Below are 25,965 nucleotides of genomic sequence, written 5' to 3' on the forward strand. Positions count from 1 at the left end.
GGATAGCGATGAAGAAAGGACGCGTAAGTCAGGTGCTTGGACCGGTTGTCGACGTACGTTTCGAGGACGGCCACTTGCCTGCGATTTATAATGCGATTAAAGTTTCACAGCCAGCTACAGGCGAAAATGAAGTAGGCATCGACCTAACGCTAGAGGTTGCTCTTCATTTAGGTGACGATACAGTCCGTACAATTGCCATGGCATCTACGGACGGAATTCAGCGCGGAATGGAAGCTGTTGATACAGGTGCGCCGATTTCTGTTCCTGTCGGTGATGTGACTCTCGGACGCGTATTTAACGTACTGGGAGATAAAATTGATTTAAATGAACCGCTGCCTGCGGATGCTCAAAAGGACCCGATCCACAGATCAGCTCCTTCATTCGATGAGCTTTCAACTGAGGTTGAAATTCTTGAAACGGGAATTAAGGTTGTTGACCTGCTCGCTCCTTACATCAAGGGCGGTAAAATCGGATTGTTCGGCGGCGCCGGCGTAGGTAAAACCGTATTAATCCAGGAATTAATCAACAACATCGCGCAAGAGCACGGCGGTATTTCCGTATTCGCCGGTGTAGGAGAGCGTACTCGTGAAGGGAACGACCTTTTCTACGAAATGAGCGATTCAGGCGTTATCAAGAAAACAGCCATGGTCTTCGGACAAATGAACGAGCCGCCGGGCGCACGTATGCGTGTAGCACTGACGGGTCTTACAATGGCTGAGCATTTCCGTGATAAACAAGGACAGGACGTACTGTTCTTTATCGATAACATTTTCCGTTTCACACAAGCGGGTTCAGAGGTTTCCGCGCTTCTCGGCCGTATGCCTTCTGCGGTTGGTTATCAGCCGACGCTTGCGACAGAAATGGGTCAGCTTCAAGAGCGTATTACGTCTACAAACGTTGGTTCAGTTACATCTATCCAGGCGATCTACGTGCCTGCCGATGACTACACTGACCCGGCTCCGGCGACAACGTTCGCTCACTTGGATGCAACGACTAACCTTGAGCGTAAATTAACTGAAATGGGTATCTACCCTGCGGTTGATCCGCTGGCTTCCACTTCCCGCGCGCTTGCTCCGGAAATTGTCGGAGAAGAGCATTATGCGGTGGCGCGTGAAGTCCAGTCAACGCTTCAGCGTTACAAAGAACTTCAGGATATTATCGCGATTCTCGGTATGGACGAATTAGGTGAAGAAGACAAGCTTGTCGTTCACCGCGCCCGCCGTATCCAGTTCTTCCTTTCTCAAAACTTCCACGTAGCTGAGCAGTTTACGGGACAAAAGGGTTCTTACGTGCCTGTTAAAGAAACGGTACGAGGCTTTAAAGAAATCCTTTCCGGTAAATATGACCATCTTCCGGAAGATGCATTCCGTCTTGTGGGACGCATTGAAGAAGTCATTGAGAATGCGAAAGAGATGGGTGTAGAAGTTTAATCTGGTCCTAGGAGGGTAAAAGCATGAAGACCGTTAAAGTCAATATCGTTACTCCCGACGGCCCAGTATATGATGCTGATATTGAAATGGTAAGTGTAAGAGCCGAGAGCGGTGATCTCGGTATCTTGCCTGGCCATATTCCGACCGTGGCTCCGCTTAAAATCGGCGCTGTCCGCCTTAAAAAAGACGGGCAGACCGAATTGGCGGCTGTCAGCGGCGGATTTTTAGAAGTCCGTCCTGATCAGGTCACTATCCTTGCACAAGCCGCTGAAACAGCGGAAAGCATTGATAAAGAGCGCGCCCTTGCTGCGAAAAAGCGGGCGGAAGACCGTTTGAACAAACGATCAGATGATACTGACATTCGTCGGGCTGAGCTTGCGTTACAGCGGGCTGTAAACAGATTGGATGTTGCAGGAAACTAAAAAAGAATCCTTCTCGGCTGTCTGAGAAGGATTCTTTTTCTATATTAACGCATAAGAGATTCATAGACGCCGATAAGCGGATGATCCTCTTCTTTTTGCAGATATAAATGTTCGCAGCAGTTGTCGGTGTGCCACGTTTTGTTTCCTCTCCGCACACCCGTCGTATAAGCGCCGTCCGTATACGGATAAGGTTTGACGACCCATTCGGCATCGTCATGGTGTCTGATGGCGCAATCGATGACATACACGCTGAGCATTTTCTCAAATTCGTCAATCGGCAGGTTCCAATCCGCCAAAAGCAGCTCTTTTATGCTGCGGAAGTAAAGAGCTTCCACTTCCAGCAGGCTGCCGCGTGAATAATCAAGAGAAATATTGAAAAACTGACATAATTCTTTCAGTTCCTCTGTTTGAGACTGTCTATAATCATAGTAGAATGCTATCGCTTCCCACTCGTGGTCAAATACGGGAAGAGTTTCTCCATACTGCTTTTCCGGATGAAAAAAGGAATGATTCATATTCCCATCTCCTTTCCAAAAAAGTATATCATGCCGGAGAACGGACATTTAAGCGGGGATTGCCCCTAATTTTGGATAAAAATTCTGATGTAAAAATGATCATCTTTCTCTCTTCTTCTTATATAATAAGAGAGGATATGAGGGGCGGAAAAAATGAAAGGAGATGGGATTTGTGAATGTATTGGGGCAGCAGGCCGCAATCAGCATCCTGGTTCACCTGGTATGCATTGCGGTGACATGGTGGGCGCTTCAGGCCGTCAACTTTGATCCGCTGATCCGAAAAGGAAAAATAGTGCAGGCGAGGCTGCTGATCATTCTTCTTACCATTGCGATCGGTACGGCAGTCGCTGACTTCTTTTTAGATTATCTTACCTATTCGAAACAGCTTCCATACTTATTTTAAGATGTTTCGTTTGTTAAAATGAAGGGAATCGCTGGGTGAGAAACCAATTTTTCTTCACCCGCTTGGCGAGTTTTGACGAAGTTTTCCATGTATTGCTTTCCCCGGCTCCGGCAAAAATGGGAGTAAGGGGGAGAGATCGATATGAAGAAAAAAAGAGCAGGCCGCATCATCTTATTTTTTGTTTTTTTAAGCGCCTTAATAGCGGTATTTCATTCCATTCATGCAAGTGAGCTGTCTCCGCTTGCCCAGATTGCCGAAGGAATGGAGCGGCAGCAGGTCACTGTAGATGAATGGACGCTTCATGCGAAAGAAAATCTGAACCTGTCACTGAGTGAATTTGATGACAAGGTAAAAGAACTGAAGACACAGTATCCGCAATATCATTGGGAATCTGCGCGGGAAGATAAAATCGTAAAGGCCGTCGGCACGTATTCTGACAAAAAAAATCACACAACTTTTAAACTGCAGCTCGTCACTCCCCTCAAAAACCAGAACCCAACTTCGTATTTATTATATGAGCAAATGAGCCCGGAGCAACCGGAAAACTGGAATGATACATATGAACAGTTTGAACGGCAGGCACATGACATATTTCAAAATAAAGTATTTATTTTTACTTGTCTAAAGGGTCATTTAAATGATAATATGAGTATTGTTTTGCAAAAAAAAGCAGAACAGCTCATGAAAGAATTTGAAGCAAGTCCAGTTGAACATGTAGTTGAGCCTCATTTCGTTTCTGTTTCTGCATTTACATATAAGTGGACAGATTACATCATGACATCGAAACATAAGATGAATGTGCAAGTTGCGCTTAGAAGTGCGGGAATGGGCGAAAAACATACCGTTACGGTTGGCACACCAATCGTGACGACTGAATATTAATATAGAGAATATAGGGACGCGGAGGGGAATACCTTGGAAAAAATCATCGTCCGCGGCGGTCAGAAGTTAAACGGCACAGTGAAAGTTGAAGGAGCAAAAAATGCCGTTTTACCAGTTATCGCTGCATCTTTATTAGCAAGTGAAGAAAAAAGCGTAATATGTGATGTACCTACGCTCTCCGATGTATATACAATCAACGAAGTGTTGCGTCATTTAGGAGCAGATGTGCATTTTGAGAATAATGAAGTTACCGTAAACGCTTCTTACGCTTTAGAAACAGAAGCACCTTTTGAATATGTGCGTAAAATGCGCGCGTCAGTGCTTGTTATGGGCCCTCTGTTAGCCCGTACGGGTCATTCAAGAGTAGCGCTTCCGGGCGGCTGCGCAATCGGCTCAAGACCGATTGATCAGCATTTAAAAGGCTTTGAAGCAATGGGTGCAAAAATCAAAGTAGGCAACGGCTTTATTGAAGCAGAAGTGGAAGGCCGTCTGCAGGGCGCAAAAATCTATTTAGATTTCCCAAGTGTGGGTGCGACAGAAAACTTGATTATGGCAGCTGCTTTAGCTGAAGGAACAACAACGCTTGAAAACGTGGCAAAAGAGCCTGAAATCGTTGACTTAGCGAACTATATCAATGCGATGGGCGGAAAAATCCGCGGAGCCGGCACAGGCACCATTAAAATTGAAGGTGTCGAGAAGCTTCACGGCGTAAGACACAACATCATTCCTGACCGTATTGAAGCGGGTACTTTCATGGTGGCTGCGGCTATCACGGAAGGAAATGTATTAGTCAAAGGTGCGGTTCCTGAGCATCTTACGTCTTTAATTGCGAAGATGGAAGAAATGGGAGTCAAAATTACGGATGAAGGAGAAGGCCTTCGTGTCATCGGTCCTGCCCAGCTGAAGCCGATCGACATTAAAACGATGCCTCACCCAGGATTCCCGACTGATATGCAGTCGCAAATGATGGCGCTGCTTCTCCGTGCGAGCGGAACAAGCATGATTACTGAAACTGTGTTTGAAAACCGTTTTATGCATGCTGAAGAATTCCGCCGGATGAATGGCGACATTAAAATTGAAGGACGTTCTGTGATCATTAACGGTCCTGTACAGCTGCAAGGCGCAGAAGTTGCCGCTACGGACCTGCGTGCGGGCGCGGCGCTGATTCTTGCGGGATTAGTGGCTGAAGGTCATACACGGGTCACGGAACTGAAGCACTTGGATCGCGGTTATGTGAATTTCCATCAAAAACTTGCGGCTCTCGGCGCTGACATCGAGCGTGTCGTTGATGAAACGGCCGCTGAACAAGAAAGCAAAGAAGTCGTAACTGACCTAAACGCATAATGGCTGTAAAAACAGTATGTCAATCTGGCATACTGTTTTTTTATGGTTTATCATCATTATTATGCTCTGATTTCCAAAAAAGAATACGTTTTTCGCGTGAAAAATGGAATAAAGATTCTGTCCAAAAGGAAGTCATATTAGCTTGTCCCTGCCCATAAGATGAAGTAGAGTCGAATCCCAAGCAGGAGGCAGCTGATATATGAAACCGATTGTATTTCTACTATCCGGGCTGTGTATACTTATTCTTCTAGTCCCCACCATTCTCGTCCTTCCGTTTCAGGCAGAAAAAGGCGCAGCCGTAAACAGAGAGCCCGGACACAAAACAGCACACACCACACGAGAAACAAAAGGAGCAGAAACATTGAAAGAATCACCTGTATCCATTCCGGTTTATCGGACATCCAATCATTCTGTAGAAAACATTCCGCTTGAAGAGTACGTGGTCGGTGTCGTGGCTTCCGAAATGCCCGCAAACTTTAAACCGGAGGCCTTAAAAGCCCAGGCGCTCGCCGCCCGGACATTCATCGTCAGACTGATGGTCGCTGACTCAGCCGTTCAGGCGCCGAAAGGATCACTGGTGGATGATACGCAAATGTTCCAAGTCTATCAAAGCAAAAGCCAGCTGAAAAAAGAATGGGGTTCTAAGTACGCACACAACCTCAAGAAAATCACAAACGCGGTCGCCGGCACGCAAGGAAAGATTTTAACGTACGACAACAAGCCGATTGAGGCATCTTTCTTCTCTACGAGCAACGGGTATACGGAAAATGCGGAAGCCTATTGGACAAGCGCCATTCCTTATTTAAAGAGCGTGAAAAGTCCGTGGGATAAACAATCGCCGAAATATCTCGCCACCCAGACCTTCAGTGTGCCGGAGTTTCAGCAAAAGCTCGGCGTACAGCTCTCGGGACAAAACACGGTGGGACAGATTACAGCCAGAACGCCGGGCCATCAAGTGGCGACGGCCGTCATAAACGGTAAAAAGCTGAAAGGAAGAGACATCCGGGAAAAACTCGGACTCCGTTCTGCCGACTTTGAATGGAAACGGAACGGCGGCAGCATCACCATTACGACAAAAGGATTCGGCCACGGCGTCGGCATGAGCCAGTACGGGGCCAATTACATGGCGCAGCAGGGGAAATCCGTGGCGGACATCGTCAAGCATTATTATCAGGGAGTGGACATTTCCGAAGCAGATTCATTTTTAAACAAATATATGGCGAAAAAATAGACGCTTTCATGAGCGTCTGTTTTTTTTGAAAACTATTCCATAAACGGTAAAGCAACCAACAGACTCATATAACGAAAGCCTAAAGGCTGACAAATGCCGATTGAAGGCTGAGCGCCGGGTGTAAATCACTGATAAAAATGCCGCTTCTATGTGAATATGCGCAAAAATAATGAGGAACGCCGTCCTATTTATTTCCCTTTTCATCTCATTTACGATAAATATTGTTCGGCGTTGAACGTAAATCTATTGAAAAGGGGAAAAAGCAATGAAAAAAACATTTTCACTCATACTCATGCTCGGATTGATGCTGACTGCTGCATCTCCTGCTTTTGCTGCCGAGAATGCAAACGAGAAGACTCTTTCATTTAAAAACAATACCGCCATTTTACTTGATGCGAGCGGCAGTATGGCAAAACGGATTGACGGTGTTTCTAAATACAACATGGCAAAAGAAGAAATTGTCCGTTTTGCGGATCAAATTAAATCTAAATCACAGGTCAGAATGACGGTTTTCGGTTCGGAAGGCAATAATAAAAACTCCGGAAAGGTTCAATCTTGTGAATCCATTCGCGGTGTGTACGGATTCCAAAGGTTTGACAGACAGAGCTTCCTTAACTCTCTTAACGGAATCGGGCCTACGGGCTGGACACCGATTGCAAAAGCATTAGAGGATGCGAAGGCTTCCTTTACCGGTTTGCACAAACTTGGCAGTAAATCCGTTTTCCTGTTGACGGACGGCGAGGAGACATGCGGAGGAGATCCTGTTAAGACAGCGAAAGAACTTCGCAAACAGCATATTAAAGTCAACGTGATCGGCTTTGACTTTAAGGAAGGCTTCAACGGCCAGCTTCACGAGATTGCCAAAGCGGGCGGAGGAAAATATTACGAAGCTCACAGCCAAAAGGATATGAACCGCATCTTTACAATGGCAGCGAGTTCATTAGCGGAATAAGAAAAGGTGCCGTTTATCGGCCCTTTTTTTTATTTTTATTTAACAAAAATTTCAAGAAAAGATGAAGAGAAAACTGTAAAAAGAATCAGATTCCGGACTTATATTACAAAAAGGGCGAAAAAGGCATTAAATCTGTCATCATTTATGCAATCTTTTTAGGATGATGCGCATAATTCTGTTCATTTTTAACGGCGTACAGCCGCTTATACAAAAGGAATCCCGCCCTATATCTTTTTGCATACTCGTCATCTAGCATAGAGAAGAGCCGGGGGCCCATCGGCCAAAAACAAACGGAGAGGAATGAAGGAAATGAAAAAAATGTTCACTGCGGGGATTGTCGGACTTTTGACGCTTTCACTCGGATCACCTGTTTTTGCAGCTGAGAAAAAGCACGAAGAAACAAACGTTGCCGTGCTGTTTGACGCAAGCGGAAGCATGATACAAAAAACAGGGGGAGAGCGTAAAATAGATGTTGCGAAAGAGTCTGTCACTTCTTTTGCGGAAGTTCTTCCTGAAGACACGAATCTGATGCTTCGGGTATTCGGGCATAAGGGCAATAATAAAAACTCAGGCAAAGCCGTATCATGTAATGCGACAGAAACGTTATACGGCCTTCAGCCGTACGCCGTGACTCCATTTGAGCAATCACTCAGCAAGATTAAACCGACCGGCTGGACACCGATTGCGAAAGCGCTTTCTGATACGCGTGAAGAATTTGAGCGGGCCGGCGCCACAGGGAAAAACGTCGTATATCTGATCACAGACGGTGAAGAAACATGCGGCGGTAATCCTCAGGCCGAAATTCAAAAGCTCCGTAAAGCGAACGTCAACACGATCGTCAATATCATCGGCTTCAACTTCGGCATGAAAGGAAGCGAAAGCCTTGAAAAAGCGGCGGAAGCGGGAGGCGGCACATATGTCTCAGCTGACAGCGCGGACGAGTTCAAACAGGCTTGGGAAGACGCTGCAAAGGATTTAGCAAAAGAATAGGTTAAAAAAGGACGCCCGCGCGGCGTCTTTTTTGTTTAGAAAACAAAAACCGCGGGAATGATACGGATAAAAGGAGATGAACGCTGTTGTTAAAAGGAGCAGGCATTATATTAGTGCTGGCGGCAGTCGTTTTTGTTCTGATGGGAATTTTTCTGAAGCTTGCCGCCTTCATATTCGTCAGTATATTGGCCATTATCGCCGCAGTTATTTTATTCACCATTCTGAGCAGACATCATCGCAATGAAACTTAGAGTCCTAAGAGGGCTCTTTTTTTAAACCGCAAATTCGACAAAATACAGGGATTGTGGAAGAATAAAAGAGAAGGATACTGCGGAGGGGAAAACAGTGGATGAAAAAACAACAGCGGTAAGAGACATATACCGCTATGAAAAAGGGGTATTAACAAAGACGGCAGATCGGATGGTTTCAGAGTATCCGCTGACCGTCATGGTGAACGGGCAGGAATTTGTTACGCTCGTCTGCACGCCTGACCATTTAGAGGAACTCGTCATCGGATTTCTCGCATCAGAAGGCGTCATTCGTTTTGAAAAAGAAATCAAAAGCTTTACTATAGATGAAAGTCTCGGGTTTGCATATGTTGAACTGACGAATCCCGGAGTGCTTGAGCAAAAAGACTATACGAAGAGGGTCATCGGTTCATGCTGCGGGAAAGGCCGCCATTTTTACTTTCAGCAGGATGTGAAAACGGCCAAAACCGCCGTCAGCCGTATCACTATAACTCCTGAGACGTGCCTTCGCCTGATGAAGGAGATGCAAAGCGGGAGCGGCACCTTTCAGGAAACGGGCGGCGTCCATAATGCGGCGCTGTGCGATACGGAAAAGCTGCTCTTTATGAGGACGGATATCGGGCGCCACAACGCGCTGGATAAGCTGTACGGCTGCTGTTTGAAAAACGGAATGCCGGTCCGTGACAAGCTGATCGTCTTCAGCGGCCGGATTTCCTCGGAGGTTTTATTAAAAGCCGCAAAAATCGGCGTGTCGATTGTCATTTCAAAATCGGCGCCGACGGAGCTCGCGCTGCAAATGGCGGAAGAGCTGAACATAACCGCGATAGGTTTTGTCAGAAACGGATCATTTAACGTATACACACATCCTGAACGGGTTGAACAATAGAAAGGGGTCTTGGGCTTATGAATACAGAAACGCGCCGGGTGACAGACAAAAGGGAAAGGCCGCTCAGGGATCTTCGTATCTCTGTAACCGACCGCTGCAACTTCAGATGCACGTACTGTATGCCAGCCGAATTATTCGGACCGGATTATCCATTTTTACAAAAGACGGAATTGCTCTCCTTCGAGGAGCTTGAGCGGCTTGCGAAGCTGTTTGTCGGCCGCTTCGGCGTTGAAAAAATCAGGCTGACGGGCGGAGAGCCGCTCATGAGAAAAGATATGCCTGAATTGATCAAAAAACTTGCGCGCATCCCCGGACTTAAAGATATCGCGATGACGACAAACGGCTCTCTGCTTCCCGTGTATGCGGAAAAACTGAAGCAGGCGGGGCTGCATCGCGTGACAGTCAGCCTCGATTCTTTAGAGGATGAGCGGTTTAAGGCCATTAACGGCCGCGGGGTTTCGGTGAACAAGGTGCTTGAGGGCATTGAGGCGGCAAAAGCGGCCGGACTCGGTGTGAAAATCAATATGGTTGTTCAAAAGGGCGTCAATGAAAAAGATATCCTGCCGATGGCCCGCTATTTTAAAGAAAAGGGTCATATTCTCCGGTTTATTGAATTTATGGATGTAGGCAATACGAATCAATGGAATAAAAAAGACGTGATCACGAAGGCAGAGATTATTGATCTGATCAACCAGCACATGCCGACGGAGCCGATAGAAGCGAATTATAAAGGAGAGGTCGCTTCCAGGTTCCGCTATCTTGACGGTTCCGGCGAAATCGGCGTGATTTCCTCCGTCTCGGATGCATTCTGCGCCTCCTGCAACAGAGCGCGCCTGTCGGCGAGAGGCGAGCTGTTTACGTGCCTGTTTGCGTCAAGCGGCTATGATGTTCGGAAACTCGTGCGCGGCGGTCTGACCGATGATGAATTGACGGAATCCATCGCTTCTGTCTGGAGAAATCGCACGGATCAGTATTCAATTGACCGCGCGCTTTCTAAAACGGATGGGAAAAAGAAAGTGGAAATGTCTTATATAGGCGGATGAAGAAAAGCTTGCCCGGACAAGGGCAGGCTTTTTTATTCACAATATGAGAGCGGTCTGTTCAAAAAATACCGGTGACAGCCGAAATATATGATAGGAATTTTGATGCAGGACAATCAAGTTATGCAATTCCAAAGCCATACAATATGTTAAAATATAACCAATAGAAATTAGAAAAGGTTGTGAAAGGGGCATGACCGCATACGAGATTCCGTCATCTCAAGTTGGAGTCAAGATCAACAAATGGTACAAGCACATTTTAGCGTTTCAAGCGGCTGATGCCATAAAGCTGAAAGAGGAAATTGATGAGGATATACAACGTATGGAGGAAGACCAGCTGCTGCTGTTATATTATCAGCTGATCAGCTACCGCCATCATATTATGCTTGATTACGTCAAGCCGGAATGCACCGAACAATCACAGATTCAGTACAGCGAGCTGCAAAAGACGATCGAAAGCACGGACAGCATATCGGGACTGTCTGAGTATTATTTCCATTTGTTCAGAGGGATGTATGAATTCGATCACAATAACTATGTTGCGGCTATTTCTTTTTACCGGAAAGCGGAAAAACTCCTTTCATTTGTCGAGGATGATATAGAGAGGGCGGAATTCCATTTCAAGATGTCTGAAGTGTTTTATGTCATGAAGCAGACTCATTTTTCCATGAATCACGGGATTCAGGCGCTGGATACGTATATGAAACACGATTTCTACAGAGTGCGGAGAATTCAATGCCATTTCGTCATCTCAGGAAACTACATCGACTGCAAAAACTACGACAAAGCGCTTGAGCATTTAGACGAAGCCCTCCGCCTTTCTTTGCTTGAAGGACAGCCCCGCCTGATCGGGTCTTCGCTTTACAATCTGGGGAATTGTTATTCTGAAAAGCGAGATCTGGATGAAGCGGCCCGGTACTTTAGAAAAGCGGTTCCCGTTTTTGAAGAGCATCAGCTTGAACAGCTTCCGAAGGCGCTGTTCAGCTTAACGCACACCCTTTTCAGGCTGCATGATGACCAAGCGGCCCTTACCTATTATGAAAGAGGGGTCATGATCGCGAAAGAACGGGGCGATCGATTCAGTTTAGAGAAGTATAAGTTTTTACAAGCGCTTTATTTGGAGTCACTCAATATGGATTTAATCCATGAAGTGTTTGACTATATGAATGAAAAATCGCTGTATGTGTATATTGAAGATTTCGCCTTGGAGGCCGCCGTTTACACAAGCGCACATGAGCAATATAAAGAAGCGGCGTATTTTTATGAAAAAGCGATTCGCATGAGAGAAAACATTCAAAAAGAACAGTGTTTATACGATATATAATTTTCTTAACCATCTGATCAGCAGATGGTTATTTTTTTATGCACATTATAACGTTTGATCATAGAAAAAAACGGAAAAATCGCAAAAGAGAGAAAAAAGCATATGCGAGGGGGGGATTTGTTGTTCGGATTCAATGATATGATAAAGTTTTTCGTTTCTTTTCTCATCATTCTGCCGATGGTGTCTGTCATCCATGTGTCGGGGCACAGCTTTATGGCCATGCTGTTCGGAGGCAAGGCGTCATTGGATATCGGAATGGGGAAACGTCTTCTAAAAGTAGGGCCGATTCAGGTTCGGCGTATCTACTTCATAGATTCTTTCTGCAAGTTCGGCGAATTGCGGATAGATAACCGCCTGACGAGCGCGCTCGTCTATTCCGGAGGCTGTCTGTTTAATCTCGCTTCTATCTTTTTAATAAATCTGCTGATCATAAAAGATGTCCTCGAGCCAAACTTATTTTTTTACCAATTTGTCTATTTTTCAACTTATTATGTTTTCTTTGCTCTTCTGCCGGTGCAATACGGGGATAATAAGCTGTCAGACGGATTGGCTGTTTACAAAGTGCTCCGCTACGGGGAACGCTGTGAAATCAATAATTGAGAGTTTACATGTTTGTGTTCGGGCTGAAAGGGAAGAAAACAAGTACACAGAACAAAAAAGGAGCTGAAGAGATCATGAGTGAAGATAACGGTTTAAAAGACAAAGTAAAAGGCGGCATGAACAAAATGAAAGGGGAAGCAAAGGACAAAGCAGGCGACATGGCAAACAAGTCCGACTTAAAAGCGGAAGGTAAAAAAGACAAAGCGAAAGGCAGCCTGCAAAAGGGTGTCGGCAAAACGAAAGATAAACTCAGTGATGATTAATTTGATAGTGAAACACAGCAAAAGCCCAAAATATTTTGGGCTTTTTGTTATGAGAAATGACAAAAATTCCAGTTCATTTGGTTAATATTCACTAAATTTTGAAATATTCTATAAATTCCCCGGCAATTTCTTTATAATATTCACATAGAATGTAACCTTTCTTCACATTTGATTAAACGTTTGTTGAAGAAAAAAATGAGAAATCGGTAATTTCTGCAAAAGGAATCGGGCCGTTCACCGTCGAATAACTTTTATCACTTAACATTTCATGAGGTGAAGGGGGTGACGGCCGCCTGCATCGTTTCGGTATGACATGCGGATTGTGTTTGACTATCACTAAGGGGGAATACAGATGAAACTGACACCGGTTGAACAAGAAAAATTGCTTATTTTTACGGCGGGAGAGCTCGCTAAGCAGCGGAAGGCGCGCGGCGTTCTGCTGAATTATCCCGAAGCCGCCGCATATTTGACCTGTTATCTGATGGAAGGCGCGAGAGACGGAAAAAGCGTTGCTGAGCTGATGGAATCCGGCCGCAATGTATTGACGGAAAAAGACGTTATGGAAGGCGTTCCGGAAATGCTGGACAGCATTCAGGTGGAAGCGACGTTCCCGGACGGGGTTAAGCTTGTCACCGTTCATCAGCCGATCAAAGCGGAGGTGAAGTCATGAAGCCGGGAGCGATTCAAGTCGCAAAGGGGACCATCACCATTAATGAAGGCCGGAAGACGCTGGAGGTGTCAGTCACCAATAACGGAACACGGTCAGTGCAGATAGGATCGCATTTTCATTTTGCCGAAGCCAACGGCGCCCTTTCCTTCAATCGGGACAAAGCAATCGGCATGCGCCTTGATATCCCGTCAGGCACATCTGTCCGTTTTGAACCGGGAGAAGAGAAAACCGTCACGCTCGTGGAAATCGGAGGGCGAAAAACGGTCAGAGGTCTGAACGGCATGGCCGATACGTATATGGATGAGCGGGGAAAAGAGAAGACTCTGTCAAATCTTAAAAAAGCCGGATGGATGGAGGAGGCGATCCGATGAAAATGTCACGTGAGCAATACGCAGAACTGTTCGGACCGACAACGGGAGACAAAGTCAGACTCGGAGATACGGATTTATGGATTGAAGTCGAAAAAGATTTCACGAATTACGGTGAAGAAATGATTTTCGGCGGAGGGAAAACAATCCGGGACGGCATGGGGCAGAACGGGCGTATCACCGGGAAAGACGGAGCGCTTGATCTGGTCATTACAAACGCCGTTATCCTGGATTATACCGGAATCGTCAAGGCGGATATCGGGGTGAAGGACGGCCGGATTGTCGGCGTCGGAAAAAGCGGCAATCCTGATATCATGGATGGGGTGGACCCGTACATGATTATCGGTGCCGGAACAGAAGTCATTTCCGGCGAAGGGAAAATCGTAACGGCCGGCGGGGTGGATACGCATATCCACTTTATCTGCCCGCAGCAGATGGAAGTCGCGCTTTCTTCAGGCGTGACCACGCTTCTCGGCGGCGGAACGGGTCCTGCGACGGGAAGTAAAGCGACGACTTGTACATCCGGTGCATGGTACATGTCGAGAATGCTGGAAGCGGCCGAGGAGTTTCCGATCAACGTCGGTTTCTTAGGAAAAGGGAATGCATCCGATAAAGCGCCGCTGATCGAGCAGGTGGAAGCAGGCGCGATCGGCCTGAAGCTGCATGAAGATTGGGGATCAACGCCAAGCGCCATTAAAGCTTGCATGGAAGCAGCGGATGAGGCGGACATTCAGGTGGCGATCCATACAGACACGATAAATGAAGCGGGCTTTTTAGAAAATACGCTTGATGCGATCGGCGACCGGGTTATCCATACATATCACATAGAGGGAGCCGGCGGAGGCCACGCACCGGATATTATGAAACTCGCATCTTACGCCAATATCCTGCCGTCCTCTACGACGCCGACGATTCCGTATACCGTCAACACAATGGACGAGCATCTTGATATGATGATGGTCTGCCATCATTTAGATTCAAAAGTGCCTGAAGACGTGGCGTTCAGTCATTCACGCATCAGAGCGGCCACCATTGCGGCGGAGGATATTCTGCACGATATCGGCGCGATCAGCATGACGTCATCTGACTCGCAGGCGATGGGCAGGGTGGGAGAAGTGATTATCCGGACATGGCAGGTTGCCGATAAAATGAAAAAGCAGCGCGGCGCTCTATCAGGAGAAAACGGCAATGACAATGTGCGCGCCAAACGCTATATCGCCAAATACACGATCAACCCGGCCGTCACTCACGGCCTGAGCCATGAAGTCGGTTCCGTTGAAAAAGGGAAGCTCGCCGACCTCGTACTATGGGACCCGGTTTTCTTCGGCGTCAAACCTGAACTTGTGCTCAAAGGCGGCATGATCGCCCGCGCCCAGATGGGAGATCCGAATGCTTCCATTCCGACGCCTAAGCCCGTGTTTATGCGGCAGATGTACGCATCATACGGTAAAGCAAACCGAAATACCTCTATTACATTTATGTCCCAGGCCGGTATCGCAAACGGTGTGCCGGAAAAGCTCGGCCTTGAAAAAATGATTTCTCCCGTACGGAATATCCGTAAGCTGAGTAAGCTCGACATGAAGCTGAATGACGCGATGCCGAATATACAAGTCGATCCGAAAACCTATCAGGTGTTCGCCGACGGAGAAGAGCTGGCATGCCAGCCTGTCAGCTATGTTCCGCTCGGACAGCGTTATTTCTTATTTTAATCCCTCTCCGGCCGGTTTCCCGCCGGCCTGTTTACACCTCTATTGCCAACTTGATTTCATCCTGCCGCCCGTTTTAGTGTATATTAGTAGTTGACAAACAAATGAAATGTAACTATTACGGTTACAACGGTGGTGAAAAACATGATTAACAGCCGTCTTGCTGTGGCCATTCACATTCTATCGCTGATCTCAACGGATGAACGGGCGTCATCGGACATGATTGCGGGCAGCGTAAACACCAATCCCGTCGTCGTGCGGAGAACGATCAGCCAGCTGAAAAAAGCGGGTATTCTGACATCCCGGGCGGGTGTTCCGGGAGCCAGCCTGAAAAAAGATCCGTCGGAGATCACCCTCTTAGAGGTTTACAGGGCTGTGCAGAATAAGGAAGAGCTTTTTGCGGTTCACGACAATCCGAACCCCGACTGTCCGGTCGGCAAAAATATGCAGCGTGCGCTTGATGAGACGTTCGGAAGCGTACAGCGGGCAATGGAGAATGAACTTGCGAGCAAGTCCCTTTATGATGTAATGAATCATCTCTTTTGTTAAAAAGAGATGGTTCATCCCGCTATCGGTGTAACAAAAATGGTTACAAGAGGTAATGAGGAAATCACGGTATTGGCTCCATATTCAGACAAGCCTGGATGCGGGATTGCGATCTGTTTAATGAAAAAATCCTCCGAAACTAAAGGAGGCGGTTACCGGGATATTTTTATTTTGCTTAAGGCTTATGTGAAGGTGTCAGCTGTGAGCAAGTTAAACAAAAAATGATATCCTGCTTCCAGCAATGCCAAAACCGTTCGCCTCTTAATAATCATTATAAAATGTCTCAAGGAACGATCAGCAGCCCGTTAGCTGCCCCTAATTAAAGATGAGCTGTTACCACACTGTTACATTAGAACTTCCGCTGCTTTTATATCCTTCTGTCGCTAAGACTTGATAAGCCCAATTACTGCCCAGATTCATTCCATGGCTCTTCCATGCGTTAACATGATTGCTGAAAGTGATTGCAGCGTTGCTTCCTGTCGGTCTCTTCGACTGGCGGACACTCCAGTACTGCGTAAAAGTAGTGTTATCGCCATCAATGGAAGGTGCATTATAACGTGTCGTTGTATATATGTCATATGTACCTCCATCACTCTTTACAGTACCTTTATACGTTCCGGTAGGTCTGTAAGTACCCCATGAATCCACCACATAATATTCGATGAGAGGTGCTCTCGTCCAGCCATATAAAGTCAAATATCCATTGCCATTCGGCGCCCAAACACCGGCATTATAGTTTATTGTTCTAAATGGCGAGCCTGTAGTCCAGCCTTTACCAACAACGAAATTCCCGGTATTAGACCAATTAACACTGTAATTCCCGCCAGAGCCATTGACTGCGTTTACTGTTCCGCCCCCGTCAGTCCAATTTTGCCAGTAATCTGTGCCAGCTGCAGAGGCGGTTGCCGAAAACATGCTGATACTCATGAAAGCTGCCGTTAATCCCACTAAGAATTTCTTTTTAAACTTAAACATATGTTACCTCCTATACTATTTTTTCTGACTTTGACATGAGGCAGCACTCGTAAATATTTAACAAACGCCAACGCTTTTGATCGTTCCTTTCAATATAATAGCATGAATACATGAGTGAATATTAAGAACAATTGTTATTTAATTACAAAGACCCAAAAAACTGTATGATGAGTGGTCTTGTACCGCCATAGCCTTATTTCGCAGAACTGAGTGATTTCAGTTGAAACTCTGAGGAAAAGTTTTATTTGAAAAAACTTTTTTGCCGAAAGAATATCTGCATACAGCGCTTCAGCAGGCGAGAATTTACAAGACCTTGAGAGCACGGAGTCCATGACCCGAACGGAAAGCGCGCTGGAGCATACAGCGTCAATGCTGTTCGCCGTATTGGCAAATCCAAAGCAGAAAAACTTTACCGTTACCGAAGAAGCGGAATAAGAAAAAATCCCGGGCGGATGCGCCGGGATTTTCTTTTTAATATGTATTGGCATCAATATTATTAAACGCGTCGTCCACGATGCCGAGCGTCATGAGGACAATGAAGAGAACGATACCGAGAACGGACAAGCCGACCGTCACAATCAGGTAGATCCCCTGCATTTTCACGAACTTTGCATAATTCTCCAGCATATGTTCCTCTGTCAGTTCATTGAACTGCTCCGCCATCTGTCCCGCTTCATTTGCCGAGCGCATCAGAAAAATGCCGGCAATGATCTGCAAAACGCCGGGAATGGCTCCGATTAAAAAGAAAAACGCGCCCGAAAGCGCCGCAAACGCGCCTATAATAATAAATAAAATACCTGTCGCTTTTCCCCACTTCGAAATAGAAATAAGCGAACGATTCACTGATTCAGGTTTCAAACTATGGCACTCCTTTACAAAAAAATACTCACTTTTCATTTATACACTATTCGGTCATTCTTTTGAATATAAAATGTGTTTTTTCATGCCGTGTCCGTTTTTGTATCAGAAAATTCCCGAGAAACACCCCGGGAATTACAAAATCGGCGAAAGAAGTCTTGAAATCGATTCTTTAATGCGGATCTGCAGCGAACGCTCCTGATATTCTTCATACGTATATTTTCTGGAGACGAGCAGATCTTCTTTAAATGAGGAAATGAGTTTTTTCGCGATGGTGACGTCATAAATAAAGGCGTTGACTTCAAAATTAAGTCTGAAGCTTCTGACGTCGATATTCGCCGTACCGACGGAAGCCGTCTCATCATCAACGACAATCGTTTTTGCATGAATAAAGCCGTTATCGTAAATGTAGACTGAGGCTCCGGCTTTCAAAAGATCGCCGATGTAAGATAAAGTCGCCCAGTAAACGAAAGCGTGATCCGGCTTGTTCGGAATCATGATTTTGACGTCGATGCCTGACAGACAGGCGATCCTGAGGGCATCTAAAAGACTTGAGTCAGGAATAAAGTAAGGCGTCTGAATCAGGATCGACCGTTTGGCCGTTGAGATCATCTTGATATAGCCGTTTTTAATTTGTTCCCATTCTGAGTCCGGTCCGCTCGTGACAATCTGCATCCCGACATTGCCCTTCGGCTCGCATTCCGGAAAATGATTCGGAACGTATGTGAGCGTATGATGATGGGAGGCTTGGTTCCAATCGAGGATAAACCGTGTCTGAATGGCGTGTACCGCCGTGCCTTGAAGCCTGAGGTGCGTATCGCGCCAGTAGCCGAATTTCGGATTCAGGCCGAGATATTCATCTCCGACGTTAAAGCCGCCGACATAGCCGGTTTCGCCGTCAATGATGACGAGCTTGCGGTGATTCCGATAATTGAGCCGCAAATTAATCGGACGAAGCCTGGAAGGAAAAAAGACTTCCACATGGCCGCCGGCGTCCCGCAGCGGTTTGAAGAATTTTTTTCTGAGTGATCTTGAACCGAGTTCATCATATAACACTCTGACCTTTACGCCTTCCCGTGCTTTTTTCACTAAGGCATTGCGCAATTTTTTTCCCAGTTCATCACCTTTATAAATATAGTATTGAAGGTGAATGTGATCTTTTGCGTTGGAAATGTCCTTCATTAAGCGTTTGAACTTATCGCGCCCGTCCGTTAAAATCTCCACCGAATTATCCTCTGTAAAGACTGCGTGGTTGTTCATGACAAGCATATAGATGAGGTCTTTATTATCCACAGTCGCCCTGTTGTTAAATTGGAATTGCCTCGACTTCAGGTCTTTCAGCTGAGACTTCAGCAGCTTTTCTATCCCGATTTTTTTACGGTCTTCCCATTGAAACAGATGCTTGCGTCTCAGGTTATGGCCGAATAACAGGTATAAAATAAACCCTAAAATGGGAATAAAAAAAAGAACCAAGAGCCAAGCCCATGAAGCGCTGGCATCGCGTCTTTCTTTGAAAATCATGATGACGGCCAAAAGTATATTTAAAACGAAAAAAAATCCGAATAAAATAAATGAAATGCTCACTTTGCAACCCCGCTATATCATATTTATCAAGACTGTGCCCATTAGTATTCCGACAAGTGCAGCAATCTGATTCCCATTTCAAATTATAACATTGACATTTTGAAAGAATAAAGAGCCGGAATCAAAGATGAATGCAGTTTTCTTTCAAAGAAAGTTCCGGGTGCGGTAAAATATGCATATATGAAAAAGAAGACAAAAATGACAGCAAAGGGGAGAGGGCATGAAGCTGGAGCATGCGGAACAATTGCCGGGATTCATAAAAAAAGAAATTCAGAAAATACAAATCGCCATCGCGCCGCTGATGAAAAAAAGCATCATTTACCGTTTTCTTGCTTTCCCGCTCGCCGCTTTTAGTCTGTTTCATCTGGCATCGCTTTTAATTCAGGCCCCTTCCGGGAGAGGAGCTCTCGTATCGGCCGGCATTTTTGCCCTCCTTGCGGCTCTGGGTCTTGCGTTTTTTAAGGAAGCCGGCTATCAGCGGAAACAGGTGCAAAAAACGATCCGCCTTTATATGCTGAACAGGATCAGAAAAAGCGATATTCTGTCTGAGGAACGGAAAAGCGCCTATACCCGGCTGATTGCCGAGGAGCCGTCTGCGATGAAGAGCTTTATTGAATTTTTAACGGAAGAAGACCGGAAAAAAGAAATGCTTTATTAAAAAAGAGCTGACGCGCGATCAGCTCTTTTTGTCATTCAAACACAGGGTCGTTCTCATAGTAATATGAATCAGGCGTGTCATACGTATCAGTGCTGTAATAAGCCATAATTCCGATGACAGCGAAGATGACGACTAAAATAAAAGCGAGAATGCCCAGTACCACACTGGATGCCGCGTAAAAAAACTGCATTTTGATAAATGACGCGTAATGTGCAAGCATATTTTCTTCCGCGTTTTCTTCTAGTCCTTCCTGAAGGGCGGCAGCCGCTTTTGCCGAGCGCATCAGCATGACGCCGGAAATGATGAGCAGAACACCTGGAATGGCTCCGAGCAGCGTCACAATGGCTGACAGAGCGGAAAGAGAGCCCGTGATGATCAGAAACACGGCGGTGATCTTTCCCCATTTGGCGATGTCGGCAAGGGAACGGGCTTTTTTATTGAGCGGCTGGTTTTCGTCTTTGTCTTTATCGATGGTGATCATGACAGTTCTCTCCCTAAAATGTTCAAGTCATATCGTTTTCCGTCCATTTCGGCGATACCCGGGAATACGCCCCATTCGGTAAAACCGAATTTTTCAAACAGCTTAATGCTCGGCACATTATGTCCGAAGATAAAAGCCATCAGGCTGCGGATGCCGATTGCCGGAGCGAGTGCCAGGGCTTCTTTCAGCAGAAAGCTTCCTGCTCCTTTGCCGCGGCAATCCTGATGCAGATAGATGCTGATCTCCGCCGTTTTGTCATAGGCCGGACGGCCGTAAAACGTTTCAAAGCTGATCCAGGCCGCCACTTTGCCGGTTTCATCTTCCGCGACCATCAGCGGGCGCCGGTCCGTGTGCCGCAGAAACCAATCCATCCGGTCTGCGGGCGTTACTTCTTCCGTATCAGCCGTTACCATTCGTGAGGCAATCGTCGAGTTGTAAATGGCCACCACCGCATCTAAATCCTCCAATACGGCTTTGCGCAGGGTCAAATTCATATTCCGGGATCTCCCTTCACATTTCATTACATAAATAAGTGCAATCTGCACATACTATTTCCAAAAAAGTTTTTTATGGATGTGTATATATTTTCAGAAAAGTGTTCAGAATGTTGCTGAGGTGATGAACAAATGAGAGAGGAAGAAAAGAAAACTTCTCAAGTCAAAAAACTTCAGCGGTTTTTTCGCAAACGCTGGATATTCCCTGCAATCTACTTAGTCAGTGCGGCCGTCATTTTAACAGCTGTCCTTTGGTATCAATCCGTTTCGAATGATGTGAAGGACAATCTGACGAACAACGGCGGAAACTCCGCGTATGACAGCGGCAAAGACGATGCCGTCGAAGTAGGCAAGTCAATGGAAAACGTCGCAATGCCGGCTGCTCATTCTGAAAATGTTTCTGTTGTGAAAAAGTTTTACGAATCTGATGCCGCAAAAAAAGAGAAAGAAGCAGCACTTGTTAACTATAATAACACGTACAGCCTCAGTAAAGGAATTGACTTAGCTGAGAAAGACGGAAAATCATTTGATGTTTCTGCTTCTCTGAGCGGTACGGTTGTTAAAGCTGCTAAAGACCCTGTACTGGGGTATGTGGTTGAAATTGAACACTCAGACGGCCTGTCTACTGTCTATCAGTCTTTATCTGAAGTCAGCGTGGACCAGGGCGACAAAGTAAAGCAGAACCAGGTCATCGGTAAATCCGGAAAAAATCTTTACAGTGAAGAAAGCGGAAATCACGTGCACTTTGAAATCCGCAAGGACGGCGTAGCGATGAACCCGCTCAATTTTATGGACAAGCCGGTAACATCAATTGAAAAAGCGGCGGCTGAAGAGAAAAACGCTGTAACAGAAGAAACGGAAGGGTCAATTCAGCAGTCTTCCGAGAAAAAAGATGTGACGCCTAAAAAAGAAACCGAAGAAAAACCAGGTGACAAAGAAGACGGCACAAAAGACAAGACAGATGGTAAAGATGACGGCTCAATGAAAGATTCGGGCAAGTAATCTTGATCCCAAAGCGTCTATCAGCTCTGATAGGCGCTTTTCATATTGCCGCATGTGCCTTTATACTAGTAGAAAACGAAGGAGATGCTGAATGAATAAATGTCTGGCGGCCGGGTGGCTCGTCTTTGTTTTCGTTTCTGCTTTGACTGAAAGCTTTCACGATATGATTGTGTCGCAGACGGTGTCCTTCCGTTTCACGTCCCATCCGGATGTGTCCGGTTTCTTTGTGTTCAATATGGCGGAGCTCGCCATACCGGAAGCGGCGATTCAAAAGCTTGGGCACGCGTTTTCATTTTTTGTGCTCGCCTATTTGTTTTTCAGGGAGCGCAGGCGCATGAAGAGGGCGGTGCTGTATGCATTGGCCGCCGCTTTCCTGACAGAAATCGTCCAGCTCTTTTTCGGCAGAAACGGATGCCTCCGCGATGTGCTGATTGACAGTCTCGGCATTGCCGCATTCTGTGCTTTACAAAGGAAAAAGCATACAGCCAAACATACAAAAACCGGCAGTCTGTGACAGACGCCGGCTTTTTTTATATATTATGGTTTGTCGATTTGTTTTTATGAACGATACTTTCATAGATTCGCACGATCAGATCGACAATCGGACGAAGCACATTTGAAAATCTGAACAGCAGGAATCCGACAATGAGGGAAACGATAATGCTTCCGAGCACATCGATCGGATAGTGGTGGCCGACCCAAATTCTTGAGAAGCCGGTCAAAAGGCCGAAAATCACAAGCGGCCAGCCGAGTTTTTTGTTGCGGAACAGAATCGCAATTGAAATCGCCAAAGCGCCTGTCGTATGGTCACTCGGAAATGAAGCATCCGCGGCATGAGGGATCAGTGTATGAACCGTATGCTCGACAAAGGGGCGCGGCTCGATATAGATCTTCGTGATGAGGTAGTTGACGATAAGCGCCGCAACACCCGTGAAGCCCGCGTACAGGGCGTTTTGTCTGCCTTTTGTGCTTCCGAACAGCCACATGGCAAGCAGGAAAAGGGCGTAGGCGTAAATGGCGTATTCCGTTATAAATACCATGATAGAGTCGAGAATGGCGCTATGGTGCGACAAACCATTGATCGCTTTAAACAGTTCGTAATTCACAAATATCACCTTTTATCTTTATTTTATATGAACAGTGTAATGCTTTTTTCTATGAGACACAATTGGTATTAAAAATAATCATAAAAAAGTAAACAGAATGAAACGTGACTGTATTACTGTGCGTCAAGTATGCGGGAAAAGAATAGCCGAAGGAGTTTTGTCCGTTGCTGAAACGTTTGAAAAATGCCGATCTGCCGCTTGTGTTTGTCATTATGCTGCTTTGCGGATTCGGCTTGTTAATGGTGTACAGCGCCAGTGATGTGATGGGGTCTCAGCGGTACGGAGATCCATCCTATTTCTTCCATAAACAAAGTACCTCTTTACTGATCGGATTATGCTTATTTCTATTTGCCGCCTGTCTGCCGTATAAGCGGTATGCGCGGCTTGTACCGCTGTTTGTGGTCGGTTCGCTGGTATTGCTGCTGCTCGTATTGATACCGGGAATCGGGCTGGAGCGGAATTTTTCCCGCAGGTGGCTGGGAGCGGGCCCGGTTGTCGTACAGCCGTCTGAATTGGCGAAGATCGCGATGATTTTGTATTTCGCTTCGATTTATACGAAAAAGCAGCCGTACATTCATCAATTTGTGAAAGGGGTTCTGCCGCCTTTAGTGATTTTGGGGACCGCTTTTCTGCTGACATTGGCGGAGCCTGATTTAGGGACGGCTTCCTTAATCCTGGCGGCGTGCGGGTCGATTTTATTATGTGCCGGCTTGAAAAAGCGCCATCTGTTCGTGCTCGGCGCGACGGCGGTGTCCGGGGTTGTTTATCTCGCATTTTCCGCTTCCTATCGTGTGAAGCGCCTCGTTTCCTTTACCAATCCGTTTGGTGACACGAACGGGGACGGCTATCAGCTGATTCAATCCTATTTTGCTATTTCCGGAGGCGGGTTTTTCGGAAGAGGGCTTGGAAACAGTGTTGAAAAAATGAACTATCTGCCTGAGGCGCATACTGATTTCATTATGGCCGTGATCAGCGAAGAGCTGGGGATATTCGGTGTTCTGATCGTTTTGGGATTATATTTTGCGTTAATGCTTCTCGGCGTAAAAACGGCCGTGCGGGCTGATGACCCGTTCGGGAAGCTTCTTGCCATCGGAATTACGTTTCAATTAATGTTTCAGGTTGTATTGAATTTGGGAGCGATGAGTGGACTCCTCCCGGTTACCGGTGTGCCGCTTCCGTTTATCAGCTACGGCGGTTCTTCATTGATTATGACGCTGTTTTTGTGCGGCATACTGGTCAATATCAGTACATATGCGAAAAAACAACCCGTACGGCATAAGCGGCCTGTCCCGCATGAAAAAAAGGTTTCTTCTTTTTAATGGAGTCCGAAAAAAAAAACGCCCGGGATATGCTGTCTCCGGGCGTTCTGTCTGTTTATAAAGCTTCTGGTCCTTCTTCTCCGGTGCGGATATTAATCGTGTTTCCGATTTCATAGACGAATATTTTTCCGTCTCCGGGCTCTCCCGTTTTCAGCACTTTTTTCGCCGTTTCCACCACTTGATCAACGGGGACCTTGCTGACAACGATTTCCACTTTCAGCCGTTCATATACATTGCTTTCAATTTTGACTCCGCGGTATAGTTCGGTGTGGGCTTTTTGAAGGCCGCAGCCGTGTACGTTGGAGAAGGTCAGCGATGTGACTCCGATTTTACCGAGTTCCTGTTTTAATGTTTCAAACTTAGCCGGACGCGTAACGATTTCTACCTTGAACATTTGACCGCTCATCTAAGCCACTCCTCACTTTATAAGTCCTGATATGCTTTTTCCCCGTGCATCGTTAAATCAAGCCCGAGTGACTCTTCTTCTTCACTGGCGCGCAGGGGAATGAACAGACCTACAATTTTAATGATAACGAAAGTGACAATAAATACAAATACATAGGTCGCCGCAATGGCCGCAATCTGCTTCCAGAGCAGTCCCGGATCGCCGTAAAACAGCCCGTTTGCCCCGCCGTCATTGACGGAAGTGGTGGCGAATAAACCGGTCGCGATGCCGCCCCATGTCCCCCCGATTCCATGCAGGCCGAAAGCGTCAAGCGCATCATCATAACCGAAAGTCTTTTTGAGCCAATAAACGCCCCAGAAGCAGACAAGCCCGCCGATGAAGCCGATTACGATGGAAGAGAACGGCGTAACGAACCCGGCAGCCGGCGTAATGGCGACAAGCCCGGCAATAGCGCCTGATACAGCGCCCAGCATGGTCGGTTTTTTGTTCAGCATCCATTCGATTAAAATCCAGCCGATAATTCCGGCCGCAGCCGCGGTGTTTGTGTTAATGAAGGCAAACATCGCGATACTGTCAAGCGTGAGGGCGCTGCCGACATTGAAGCCGAACCATCCGAACCAAATGAGCGCCCCGCCCAAGAACGTGTAAATTAAGTTGTGAGGCGAAGCCGCCGTGCCGTCCTTGCGTTTCCCGAGCACAATCGCCAGCACGAGCCCGGCGACCCCGGAAGAAATGTGGACGACGTTTCCGCCTGCGAAGTCAAGAGCGCCCATTTGGCCGATCCAGCCGCCGCCCCATACCCAATGCGCAACGGGCGTATATACGAGGGAAGCCCACAAAAAGGAAAATACAAGAAAAGCACTGAATCTCATGCGTTCAGCAAATGCTCCGGAAATAATGGCCGTCGTCAGTACGGCAAACGTCATTTGGAACATCATGAATAATGAATGCGGGATCGTATCACTGTAACTTCCGGGTTCAAAGCCGACCCCCTTCAGCCCGGCCCATTCAATCCCGCCAAGCCATGTATTCCCGGGGGCAAAAGCAAGTGAATATCCGTACAAAACCCAAACGACGGATACGATGGCGAGGGAAGAAAAACTGTGCATCGCCGTGCTGAGCACGTTTTTGCTTTTTACCATTCCGCCGTAAAACAAAGCCAGCCCGGGGGTCATCAGCCACACGAGTAAAGCGCAAAAGAACATAAATACTGTATCGCCCATCTGCATGTTGTATTCCTCCGTCTCATTCAAAATGTAATC

The 25,965-nt window shown here is 46.5% G+C and carries 31 protein-coding genes; 22 read left to right on the forward strand and 9 right to left on the reverse strand.

Annotation, left to right across the window (positions count from 1 at the left end):
• Positions 1-8: 8 nt before the first annotated feature.
• Together atpD and OVA33_RS06660 are read left to right on the forward strand one after the other, a co-directional pair.
• A complete protein-coding gene (gene atpD / locus OVA33_RS06655) occupies positions 9-1,430 on the forward strand; it encodes a F0F1 ATP synthase subunit beta (RefSeq protein ID WP_003151173.1) in 1,422 nt (473 codons plus the stop codon).
• Between the two features lie 23 nt (positions 1,431-1,453).
• Positions 1,454-1,852, forward strand: a complete 399-nt coding sequence (locus OVA33_RS06660) for a F0F1 ATP synthase subunit epsilon (RefSeq protein WP_003151176.1) — start codon at positions 1,454-1,456, stop codon at positions 1,850-1,852.
• Positions 1,853-1,896: 44 nt separating this feature from the next.
• Here the strand turns inward: OVA33_RS06660 and OVA33_RS06665 are convergent, their stop codons facing one another.
• Positions 1,897-2,367, reverse strand: a complete 471-nt coding sequence (locus OVA33_RS06665; RefSeq protein WP_014419098.1) for a hypothetical protein — start codon at positions 2,365-2,367, stop codon at positions 1,897-1,899.
• A 172-nt stretch (positions 2,368-2,539) separates the two neighbouring features.
• On the opposite strand from OVA33_RS06665, the gene OVA33_RS06670 reads away from it, so the two are divergent.
• From OVA33_RS06670 to OVA33_RS06745, 16 genes are all read left to right on the forward strand, one after another.
• Positions 2,540-2,770, forward strand: a complete 231-nt coding sequence (locus OVA33_RS06670) for a DUF1146 family protein (protein ID WP_007614366.1) — start codon at positions 2,540-2,542, stop codon at positions 2,768-2,770.
• 141 nt (positions 2,771-2,911) lie between these two features.
• Positions 2,912-3,652: a YwmB family TATA-box binding protein gene (locus OVA33_RS06675; RefSeq protein ID WP_025649373.1), complete on the forward strand. Its 741-nt coding sequence runs from the start codon at positions 2,912-2,914 to the stop codon at positions 3,650-3,652.
• A gap of 33 nt (positions 3,653-3,685) precedes the next feature.
• The gene (gene murA / locus OVA33_RS06680) at positions 3,686-4,996 is read left to right on the forward strand and encodes a UDP-N-acetylglucosamine 1-carboxyvinyltransferase (protein ID WP_007614362.1); all 1,311 of its coding nucleotides are present in this window, start codon (positions 3,686-3,688) and stop codon (positions 4,994-4,996) included.
• Positions 4,997-5,195: 199 nt separating this feature from the next.
• Positions 5,196-6,227, forward strand: a complete 1,032-nt coding sequence (gene spoIID, locus OVA33_RS06685) for a stage II sporulation protein D (protein ID WP_017418739.1) — start codon at positions 5,196-5,198, stop codon at positions 6,225-6,227.
• A 265-nt stretch (positions 6,228-6,492) separates the two neighbouring features.
• A complete protein-coding gene (locus OVA33_RS06690) occupies positions 6,493-7,179 on the forward strand; it encodes a VWA domain-containing protein (protein WP_007407590.1) in 687 nt (228 codons plus the stop codon).
• A 309-nt stretch (positions 7,180-7,488) separates the two neighbouring features.
• Positions 7,489-8,169 carry a VWA domain-containing protein gene (locus tag OVA33_RS06695; protein WP_012118657.1) on the forward strand — a complete coding sequence of 227 codons (681 nt, stop codon included), beginning with the start codon at positions 7,489-7,491 and terminating at the stop codon, positions 8,167-8,169.
• Between the two features lie 86 nt (positions 8,170-8,255).
• Positions 8,256-8,420, forward strand: a complete 165-nt coding sequence (locus OVA33_RS06700) for a hypothetical protein (protein ID WP_007407587.1) — start codon at positions 8,256-8,258, stop codon at positions 8,418-8,420.
• Positions 8,421-8,514: 94 nt separating this feature from the next.
• Positions 8,515-9,303, forward strand: coding sequence for a formate dehydrogenase accessory sulfurtransferase FdhD (gene fdhD, locus OVA33_RS06705; RefSeq protein WP_015240754.1), 789 nt, complete (start codon positions 8,515-8,517; stop codon positions 9,301-9,303).
• 17 nt (positions 9,304-9,320) lie between these two features.
• Positions 9,321-10,346, forward strand: coding sequence for a GTP 3',8-cyclase MoaA (gene moaA / locus OVA33_RS06710; RefSeq protein ID WP_012118655.1), 1,026 nt, complete (start codon positions 9,321-9,323; stop codon positions 10,344-10,346).
• Positions 10,347-10,536: 190 nt separating this feature from the next.
• Positions 10,537-11,667 (forward strand): response regulator aspartate phosphatase, encoded by a 1,131-nt coding sequence (locus tag OVA33_RS06715; RefSeq protein ID WP_007407584.1) that lies wholly within the window; start codon positions 10,537-10,539, stop codon positions 11,665-11,667.
• A gap of 120 nt (positions 11,668-11,787) precedes the next feature.
• Positions 11,788-12,267 carry a hypothetical protein gene (locus tag OVA33_RS06720; protein ID WP_007407583.1) on the forward strand — a complete coding sequence of 160 codons (480 nt, stop codon included), beginning with the start codon at positions 11,788-11,790 and terminating at the stop codon, positions 12,265-12,267.
• Between the two features lie 74 nt (positions 12,268-12,341).
• Positions 12,342-12,530, forward strand: a complete 189-nt coding sequence (locus tag OVA33_RS06725) for a CsbD family protein (protein WP_003151197.1) — start codon at positions 12,342-12,344, stop codon at positions 12,528-12,530.
• Between the two features lie 352 nt (positions 12,531-12,882).
• Positions 12,883-13,200 (forward strand): urease subunit gamma, encoded by a 318-nt coding sequence (ureA, locus tag OVA33_RS06730; protein ID WP_007407581.1) that lies wholly within the window; start codon positions 12,883-12,885, stop codon positions 13,198-13,200.
• Positions 13,197-13,571 carry an urease subunit beta gene (ureB, locus tag OVA33_RS06735; RefSeq protein WP_017418746.1) on the forward strand — a complete coding sequence of 125 codons (375 nt, stop codon included), beginning with the start codon at positions 13,197-13,199 and terminating at the stop codon, positions 13,569-13,571. The genes ureA and ureB overlap by 4 nt, the downstream gene beginning before the upstream one ends.
• Positions 13,568-15,277, forward strand: coding sequence for an urease subunit alpha (gene ureC / locus OVA33_RS06740; protein WP_025649372.1), 1,710 nt, complete (start codon positions 13,568-13,570; stop codon positions 15,275-15,277). Before ureB ends, ureC begins: the two co-directional genes overlap by 4 nt.
• A gap of 141 nt (positions 15,278-15,418) precedes the next feature.
• Positions 15,419-15,823, forward strand: coding sequence for an Rrf2 family transcriptional regulator (locus tag OVA33_RS06745; protein WP_014419089.1), 405 nt, complete (start codon positions 15,419-15,421; stop codon positions 15,821-15,823).
• A 330-nt stretch (positions 15,824-16,153) separates the two neighbouring features.
• Here the strand turns inward: OVA33_RS06745 and xynA are convergent, their stop codons facing one another.
• From xynA to cls, 3 genes are all read right to left on the reverse strand, one after another.
• Positions 16,154-16,795 (reverse strand): endo-1,4-beta-xylanase XynA, encoded by a 642-nt coding sequence (gene xynA / locus OVA33_RS06750; protein WP_007407578.1) that lies wholly within the window; start codon positions 16,793-16,795, stop codon positions 16,154-16,156.
• A gap of 471 nt (positions 16,796-17,266) precedes the next feature.
• A complete protein-coding gene (locus OVA33_RS06755) occupies positions 17,267-17,653 on the reverse strand; it encodes a DUF5362 family protein (protein WP_017418750.1) in 387 nt (128 codons plus the stop codon).
• A gap of 135 nt (positions 17,654-17,788) precedes the next feature.
• A complete protein-coding gene (cls, locus tag OVA33_RS06760) occupies positions 17,789-19,237 on the reverse strand; it encodes a cardiolipin synthase (protein ID WP_017418751.1) in 1,449 nt (482 codons plus the stop codon).
• 220 nt (positions 19,238-19,457) lie between these two features.
• On the opposite strand from cls, the gene OVA33_RS06765 reads away from it, so the two are divergent.
• The gene (locus OVA33_RS06765; RefSeq protein WP_007614328.1) at positions 19,458-19,895 is read left to right on the forward strand and encodes a DUF5392 family protein; all 438 of its coding nucleotides are present in this window, start codon (positions 19,458-19,460) and stop codon (positions 19,893-19,895) included.
• Between the two features lie 31 nt (positions 19,896-19,926).
• Here the strand turns inward: OVA33_RS06765 and OVA33_RS06770 are convergent, their stop codons facing one another.
• Both OVA33_RS06770 and OVA33_RS06775 read right to left on the reverse strand, forming a co-directional pair.
• Complete coding sequence (locus OVA33_RS06770; RefSeq protein ID WP_003151216.1) at positions 19,927-20,376, reverse strand: DUF5362 family protein; 450 nt, start codon at positions 20,374-20,376, stop codon at positions 19,927-19,929.
• Entirely contained in the window at positions 20,373-20,864 is a 492-nt protein-coding gene (locus OVA33_RS06775) for a GNAT family N-acetyltransferase (RefSeq protein ID WP_087920810.1), read from the reverse strand. The genes OVA33_RS06770 and OVA33_RS06775 overlap by 4 nt, the downstream gene beginning before the upstream one ends.
• Positions 20,865-21,002: 138 nt before the next feature.
• On the opposite strand from OVA33_RS06775, the gene OVA33_RS06780 reads away from it, so the two are divergent.
• Together OVA33_RS06780 and OVA33_RS06785 are read left to right on the forward strand one after the other, a co-directional pair.
• Entirely contained in the window at positions 21,003-21,872 is an 870-nt protein-coding gene (locus tag OVA33_RS06780; protein WP_017418752.1) for a stage II sporulation protein SpoIIQ, read from the forward strand.
• Between the two features lie 91 nt (positions 21,873-21,963).
• Positions 21,964-22,386 (forward strand): VanZ family protein, encoded by a 423-nt coding sequence (locus tag OVA33_RS06785; protein WP_017418753.1) that lies wholly within the window; start codon positions 21,964-21,966, stop codon positions 22,384-22,386.
• Positions 22,387-22,402: 16 nt separating this feature from the next.
• Here the strand turns inward: OVA33_RS06785 and OVA33_RS06790 are convergent, their stop codons facing one another.
• Complete coding sequence (locus OVA33_RS06790) at positions 22,403-22,978, reverse strand: undecaprenyl-diphosphatase (RefSeq protein ID WP_017418754.1); 576 nt, start codon at positions 22,976-22,978, stop codon at positions 22,403-22,405.
• Positions 22,979-23,142: 164 nt separating this feature from the next.
• Between OVA33_RS06790 and ftsW the strand changes: the two genes are divergently transcribed.
• Positions 23,143-24,297 (forward strand): putative lipid II flippase FtsW, encoded by a 1,155-nt coding sequence (ftsW, locus tag OVA33_RS06795; RefSeq protein ID WP_017418755.1) that lies wholly within the window; start codon positions 23,143-23,145, stop codon positions 24,295-24,297.
• A 55-nt stretch (positions 24,298-24,352) separates the two neighbouring features.
• On the opposite strand, the gene OVA33_RS06800 is transcribed toward ftsW, so the two are convergent.
• Positions 24,353-24,703: a P-II family nitrogen regulator gene (locus tag OVA33_RS06800; RefSeq protein ID WP_014419080.1), complete on the reverse strand. Its 351-nt coding sequence runs from the start codon at positions 24,701-24,703 to the stop codon at positions 24,353-24,355.
• Between the two features lie 17 nt (positions 24,704-24,720).
• Positions 24,721-25,932 carry an ammonium transporter gene (locus OVA33_RS06805; protein ID WP_003151223.1) on the reverse strand — a complete coding sequence of 404 codons (1,212 nt, stop codon included), beginning with the start codon at positions 25,930-25,932 and terminating at the stop codon, positions 24,721-24,723.
• Positions 25,933-25,965: the final 33 nt, after the last annotated feature.

The sequence above is a fragment of the Bacillus sp. KICET-1 genome (assembly GCF_027721405.1).
Taxonomy (GTDB): Bacteria; Bacillota; Bacilli; order Bacillales; family Bacillaceae; genus Bacillus; species Bacillus velezensis.